We start from the raw sequence: 6,733 nt of genomic DNA, 5'->3' as shown, positions 1-6,733 counted from the left end.
GGAGGCCCGACGGTCGTGGGCTCGTACCGCCGGCGGGAGCACGGTTGTCCCCAACGTGTCGTCGGCGTCCACAGTTCCGGATCGACGGGTCGGAGGTGCGCCGCGCGGACCTAGCGTCGGATCCGTGTCCAGGACAGACGGGTGGGACCCGGGACGGCGTCTGGCCGCGCTCGCCGCGCGGCCGCCGTCGCGTCCGTCGTTGCGCCCGCCCGCACGCCCGGAGTCGCGCCCGGCGCGTGACGCCCGCCGGGACCCGGACACCGTGCCGTTGCCGATCCCCGGCCTCGCCGGTCGGCGCGACGACGACGGGCCGGTCGGCGGCCCGTGGCCCGGTCTCGCATCGTGGAGCGACGTCGGCGCCCGCGTCCCGGCTCCGCGCACCGGCGTCGGTCGCGGCGACACGGACGCCCGGGGCCGTGCGGTGCCCGACGACGCCGTTGTCCGGGCCGCTCCGGGGGACGGAACCGGGTGGGACGTCGACGACGGTGACGCCGGGAGCGAACCGCACGACGCCGACGACCCCCGCCGGCCGCGCCCGGCGGGGAACGGGCGGGTGCGACGGACGCTGCACCGCTGGCTGCCCGCCTCGCTCGCCGACTCGCTGGTCGACCCGGGCCGGCCGGGCGCGATCGCGCTGGTGCTGGTCGTGCTGGCGGCCGCGGTGCTGGCCGGGTTCGGGGTGTGGTCGAGCAGGCCGCAGGCGCAGCCGATCGCCGAGCTGCCCGCGGTCTCGGTCGGTGGCGGCCCGCCCTCGGGGGCCGCGGCACCGGAGGCCGTGCCGGCCGGCGGACCGACCGCCGGGCCGGCCGCCAAGGTGGGTCCGCTCGTCGTCAGCGTCGTGGGGAAGGTGGCCCGGCCCGGGCTCGTGCGCGTGCCCGACGGGTCCCGGGTCGCCGACGCGGTGGACGCGGCCGGGGGCGCACTGCCCGACGTCGACCTGTCGGTGCTCAACCTGGCGCGGCGTCTCGGTGACGGGGAGCAGATCGCGATCGGGGTGAAGCCGGCCCCCGACGCACAGACCGCGGGGCCTGCTGCGGGCGGCGGCGCGGCGGCAGGTGGCGCCGGTGGGGAGCCTGCCGGAGCGAGTGCTTCCCCGGGGGCAGCCGCGGCCGGCAGCGCCGGTGGCGGCGCCCCGGCCGGGGCGAAGGTGAACCTCAACGAGGCCACCGCCGAGCAGCTCGACGCGCTGCCCGGGGTCGGTCCGGTGACGGCCAAGAAGATCCTCGACTGGCGCAGCCAGAACGGGCGCTTCAACCGCCTGGAGCAGCTGCGCGAGATCGACGGCATCGGCGAACGGCGGTTCGCCCAGCTCCGCGAGCTGGTGGTCGTGTGACCGGCCGCCGCCGCGGACCGGACGCCGTCCTGGACCGCGACCCCGTCGAGCCCCCACCCGGTGCCCGGCCGGACCTGCGCCTGGTCCCGGCCGCGCTGGCGACGTGGGCGGCGCAGCTGGCCGGGCTGCTCGGCGGCCCGGCAGGTGGGATCGCCGCGGCGTTGCTGTCCGCGGCGGCCGTGCTGACCGGCCTGATCCGGTCCCGGCTCACCGGTCGGCCCACTCCCTCGCGGTACGCGCTGGTGGCCGCGGGCGGCTGCGCGTTCGCGGCCGCCGTCCTGATCACCGTGCACGCCACCGGGCTGCACGCGAACCCGCTGCGGGTCGCGGCCGAGCGTGGCGCGGCGGCCGAGGTCCGGGTCGTGCTGACCGACGACCCGCGCCCGCTGCGCCATCCCGGGTTCGGCTCCGACCCCGGCGGGGCGTCCCGGATGCTGGTGCCGGCCCGGCTGGTCTCGGCGACCGCGGGCGAGGGCCGGTGGTCGCTCGGCGGCGACATCCTGCTGCTGACACCGGCCGAGGGCTGGGACCGGCTGCTGCCCGGACAGGAGGTCTCCGCGCAGGGACTGCTCGCCCCGGCGCAGCGGCCGGACCTGACCGTCGCGGTGCTGCGCGTGCGCGGCTCACCCGAGGCGGTCGCGCCCGCGCCGTGGTGGCAGACCGGCGCCGGGACGTTGCGCGACGGCCTGCGCGACGCCGCCGCCCGCGCGCTGCCCACCGCCCCGGCCGGGCTTCTGCCCGGGCTGGCGGTCGGCGACGTCCGCAACCAGACCCCGGAGGTCGAGCAGGACTTCCGCGCTGCCGGGCTCACCCACCTGACCGCGGTGTCCGGTTCGAACCTCGCGATCGTGGCCGGGGCGGTGCTGCTCCTGCTGCGGTTGTTCCGCGCCGACCCTCGGCTCGCCGCCGTGCTGGCCGCGCTCGCGATCGTCGGGTTCGTGGTGCTGGCCCGCCCGTCGCCGTCGGTGCTGCGGGCCGCCGTCATGGGCGGGGTGGTGCTGCTCGCGCTGGCACTGGGCCGCGCCCGGTCCGCGGTCCCGGCGCTGTCCGCGGCCGTGCTGATCCTGCTTCTCGTCGACCCGACGCTCGCGCTCGATGCCGGGTTCGGGCTCTCCGTACTGGCCACCGGTGCGCTGGTGCTGTTCGCACCCGGGTGGGCGGCGCGGCTGCGCGGCCGGGGTGTCCCACCGGGGGCGGCCGAGGCGCTCGTCGTCCCGGCTGCCGCGGCGCTGGCCACCGCGCCGCTGATCGCCGGCCTGAGCGGACAGGTCAGCCTCGTCTCGGTCGCGGCGAACCTGCTGGTCGTCCCGGCCGTCGCGCCCGCGACGGTGCTCGGGGTACTGGGCGCGGTCGTCTCCCCGCTGAGCCCGGACGCGGCGCAGGCGTGCGCGTGGCTGGCCGGGCCCGCCGTGCGGTGGCTGGTGTTCGTGGCCGACCGGGCGGCCGCGGTCCCGGGCGGGGTGCTGCCGTGGCCGGACGGGCTCGGTGGCGCGCTGCTGCTCACCGGCGTGCTGCTTCTCCTGCTCGCGCTCGGCCGCAGGCCCCGGATCCGGGCGCTGCTGCTGGCGATCCTGCTCGGCCTGCTCCTGGTGCTGATCCCGACCCGGGTCGTCCCGCCCGGATGGCCACCGGCCGGCTGGAGCGTGGTCGCCTGCGACGTCGGCCAGGGCGACGCGCTGGTGCTGGCCACCGGGACGCCGGGCTGGGTCGTCGTGGTCGACACCGGTCCGCAGGACGGTGCCACCGACGCCTGCCTGGACCGCCTCGGGGTGCAGGGGATCGCGCTGCTGGTCGTGAGCCACCTGCACGCCGACCACATCGGCGGCGTCGACGGCGCCCTGCGTGACCGGCCGACGTCCGCGGTCGCCGTCGGGCCGGTCCGCGAACCACGCGGGGGCCTGCAGAAGGTGGCCTCGGCGGCGTCGAGCGCCGGAGCGCCGTTGGTCGGGCTCTCGGCGGGGCGGTCGCTGAGCTGGCCGGCGTTGCGGATCGACGTGCTCGGCCCGCTGCACCCCTCGGAGTACGTCGACCCGGACGACGGCACCGCGGTCAACGACGGGTCGCTGGTCCTGCGTGCGCAGACCCCGGCCGGCAGCGTGCTCCTGACCGGGGATGTCGAGCTGTCCTCGCAGGGCGACCTGCTCGCGGCCGGGGTGCCGCTGCAGGCCGACGTCCTGAAGATGCCCCACCACGGGTCCCGCTACAGCTCGGTCCCGTTCCTGAACGCCGTGCGCCCGCGGGCGGCGCTGGTCAGCGTCGGCGCGGGCAACACCTACCGGCACCCGAACCCGGAGATGATCGAGGCTCTGACCCGGGCCGGGGTCGTGGTCGCCCGCACCGACCTCTCCGGCGACGTCGCGGTCACCGCCGCCGAGGACGCCGACGGAGACGGCCGCCCCGAGCTCGCCCTGGTCGCCCGCGGCGACCCCCAGCCCGCACCCCGGCGGTCCGGCGGCCGGCGACCCGGCCGCCCGACCGGTCCGCTCAGCCCAGGTGGGACAGGGCCTCGCGGACGGCCTTGCTGGTCGACGGCACGGTCGCGGTCGGGCCGACCTCGCCGGAGACGGCGTCGAGCGTCTTGAGCCCGTCGCCGGTGATCAGCAGGACGGTCTCGGCGTCCGGGTCGATCTTCCCGGCCTCGATCAGCTTCTTCGCGGTGGCCACGGTGACCCCACCCGCGGTCTCGGCGAACACGCCCTCGGTCTGCGCGAGCAGCCGGATGCCCTCGACCACCTCGGTGTCGCTGACGTGCCCGATCGCACCGCCGGTGCGGCGCACCGAGTCCAGCACGTAGGGCCCGTCGGCGGGGTTGCCGATGGCCAGCGAGCGGGCGATCGTGTCCGGCTTGACCGGCTGGATCACGTCGTGACCGGCCTCGAACGCCGAGGCCACCGGCGAGCAGCCGGTGGCCTGCGCACCGAACACGGTGTAGGGGGTCGGCTCGACGAGGCCCAGCTTGCCGAACTCCTGGAAACCCTTGTCGACCTTGGTCAGCTGCGAGCCGGACGCCACCGGCACCACGATCTGCTGCGGCAGGCGCCAGCCGAGCTGCTCGGCGACCTCGTAGCCCAGCGTCTTGGAACCCTCGGCGTAGTAGGGGCGGACGTTGACGTTGACGAACGCCCACTCCTCGTGCTCGGCCGCGAGCTCGGTGGCCAGGCGGTTCACGTCGTCGTAGTTGCCGTCGACGGCCAGCAGCGTGCCGCCGTAGACGGCGGTGGTGGTGATCTTCGCCTGCTCCAGCGAGGACGGGATCAGCACGACCGAGTCCCATCCGGCGCGGGCGGCCGCGGCGGCCACCGCGTTGGCCAGGTTCCCGGTCGAGGGGCAGCACAGCACGGTGAAACCCAGCTCGCGAGCCGCGGCCAGCGCGACGGCGACGACCCGGTCCTTGAACGAGTGCGTCGGGTTGCCGGTGTCGTCCTTGACCCAGAGCTTGCGCACGCCCAGCGCGGCGGCGAGCCGGTCGGCCCGGATCAACCGGGTCAGGCCGGGCTCGGTGTTCGGGTGCTCGGCGACCGTGGACGGCACCGGCAGCAGGTCCTTGTAGCGCCAGATCGACTTCGGGCCGGCCTCGATCGAGGCGCGGGTGACGTTCGGGAAGTCGTAGGCCACCTCGAGCGGGCCGAAACACCGCGGACACGCGAACTCGGCGGCCAGCGGCACCTCGTGGCCGCATTCGCGGCAGCTGAGCGCGCGGGCCGGGCCCAGGTCGTAGCCGGTCGCCGTCTCTTGGGCAGCAGTGAGTGTCACGAGATCTCCTCATCTGTCCCGCACTGTGCGGGTCGGAGTTGGCACCGTGTTCGTCGACGTCCGGTCACGCGCAGGCGTGATCGGGCGGATCGTCGTGCGACGTCGGTTGCCGGGGCTTCAACGGGCCGTTCCCTCTGCCCCTCTGGATGAGCCATGTGTAGTTGTGACCACCCGTGATCACACGGGGGCAGTTCGACAGTACGACAACGCGGACGACGATTTCCAGTCCGAGCCGCCGAACGGGATCCGGGTCACCCGGTGTCGGGGCGGTGGGCCACCATGGGAACCGTGAGCTCCGCGGCCCGTGACGACAGCCCTCCCGCGCAGCTCCAGCTCGTCGTCGGCGAGGAGGAGCTGCTGGCCGAACGCGCCGTCGAGGACATCGTGCGACGGGCCGGGACGCAGGACCCGGAGGTCGAGCTGCGCCGGCTGCGCACCTCCGACATCGCGCCCGGTGAGCTCGCCGGACTGCTCAGCCCGTCGCTGTTCGCCGAGGCGCGGGTGATCGTGCTGATGGCCGCGCACGAGGCGACCAAGGACCTCACCGCGGCCATCGCCGCCTACGCCGGGGACCCGGCGCCCGGGATCGTGCTGGTCGCCCAGCACGCCGGCGGCGCCCGGGGCAAGGCCGTGGTCGACCTGATGCGCAAGGCGGGCGCCGAGACGACCACCTGCGCCCGGGTCACCCGGCCCGAGGAGCGGGCGGACTTCGTGCGGGCGGAGGTACGCCGGCACGGCGGCAGCATCAGCCCGGACGCCGTCCCGGTGCTGGTCGAGGCCGTGGGGTCGGACCTGCGCGAGCTCGCCGCGGCCGCCGGGCAGCTGGTGGCCGACACCGGGGGCCGGATCGACGAGCACGGCGTGCGGCAGTACCACCGCGGGCGCGCCGAGTCGACCGGCTTCGCCGTCGCCGACGCCACGATCGCCGGGGACCGCGCCGCGGCCCTGGAGGCGCTGCGGTGGGCGCTCGTGCTGGGTACCCCGCACGTGCTGATCGCGGACGCGCTCGCGGACGCGGTGCGGACACTGGCCAAGGTCGGCTCGGCCGGTCGCGGCGACCCGAACCGGCTGGCCGGCGAGCTGGGCATGCCGCCCTGGAAGGTCCGCAAGGCGCAGGGACAGGTCCGCGCCTGGCGCCCGGAGACCCTGTCCGTCGCGGTCGCCGCCACCGCCCGGGTCAACGCCGACGTCAAGGGCGCCGCGGCCGACCCCGCCTACGCCCTGGAACGCGCCGTCCTGGCCGTCCTGGACGCCCGCGCCGCCCGCTGACCCCGACGTCCCGACGCCCCGACACCCCGTCCGCTGGCAGCGATCCGCACCCCTGGCAGCGGTCCGCACCCGGTGCAGGAGGTGCGGACGGACGGCAGGGGTGCGGATCGCCGCAGTCGTGGCCTCGGCCGCGACCGCCGGGTGCGGCACGTACCGGTGGGGTCACGACACCACGACGTACGCGCGCCCGGCATGTCACCGCGCGCCCGTCTTCGTCGAGCGACCGCGGCCGCGAGCGCGCAGCGACGACCGGCGCGCCGCGCGAAGCCCGGCCCGCGGCCGGGGGACCGGCGCGGCCGGGAGCCCGGCGCGGCCGGGAAGCGAGGACGTCGGAGAGCTCCGCGCCGCCCACCGAACCCGACACCCCGTCCGCATCAT

4 protein-coding genes and 1 riboswitch are annotated in these 6,733 nt (G+C 76.5%); of the genes, 3 read left to right on the top strand and 1 reads right to left on the bottom strand.

Annotated features, from left to right (window positions below; all coding sequences use genetic code 11):
• Positions 1 to 124 precede the first annotated feature (124 nt).
• A complete protein-coding gene (locus I4I78_RS28140; RefSeq protein ID WP_308252407.1) occupies positions 125 to 1,333 on the top strand; it encodes a helix-hairpin-helix domain-containing protein in 1,209 nt (402 codons plus the stop codon).
• A gap of 29 nt (positions 1,334 to 1,362) precedes the next feature.
• A complete protein-coding gene (locus tag I4I78_RS28135; RefSeq protein ID WP_218614527.1) occupies positions 1,363 to 3,915 on the top strand; it encodes a DNA internalization-related competence protein ComEC/Rec2 in 2,553 nt (850 codons plus the stop codon).
• On the opposite strand, the gene thrC is transcribed toward I4I78_RS28135, so the two are convergent.
• A complete protein-coding gene (gene thrC / locus I4I78_RS28130) occupies positions 3,818 to 5,086 on the bottom strand; it encodes a threonine synthase (RefSeq protein ID WP_218614526.1) in 1,269 nt (422 codons plus the stop codon). The two genes, I4I78_RS28135 and thrC, sit on opposite strands and share 98 nt — an antisense overlap.
• A 6-nt stretch (positions 5,087 to 5,092) precedes the next feature.
• Positions 5,093 to 5,239, bottom strand: a riboswitch (SAM riboswitch).
• Between the two features lie 126 nt (positions 5,240 to 5,365).
• Here thrC and holA point away from each other — a divergent pair.
• Complete coding sequence (holA, locus tag I4I78_RS28125; protein WP_218614525.1) at positions 5,366 to 6,355, top strand: DNA polymerase III subunit delta; 990 nt, start codon at positions 5,366 to 5,368, stop codon at positions 6,353 to 6,355.
• Positions 6,356 to 6,733 lie beyond the last annotated feature (378 nt).

It is taken from the genome of Pseudonocardia sp. KRD291 (assembly GCF_019263595.1).
In the GTDB taxonomy this organism is placed as follows: Bacteria; Actinomycetota; Actinomycetes; order Mycobacteriales; family Pseudonocardiaceae; genus Pseudonocardia.
The sequence above is the reverse complement of the archived record's forward strand: the minus strand, read 5'-3'. Positions and strand labels throughout refer to the sequence as shown.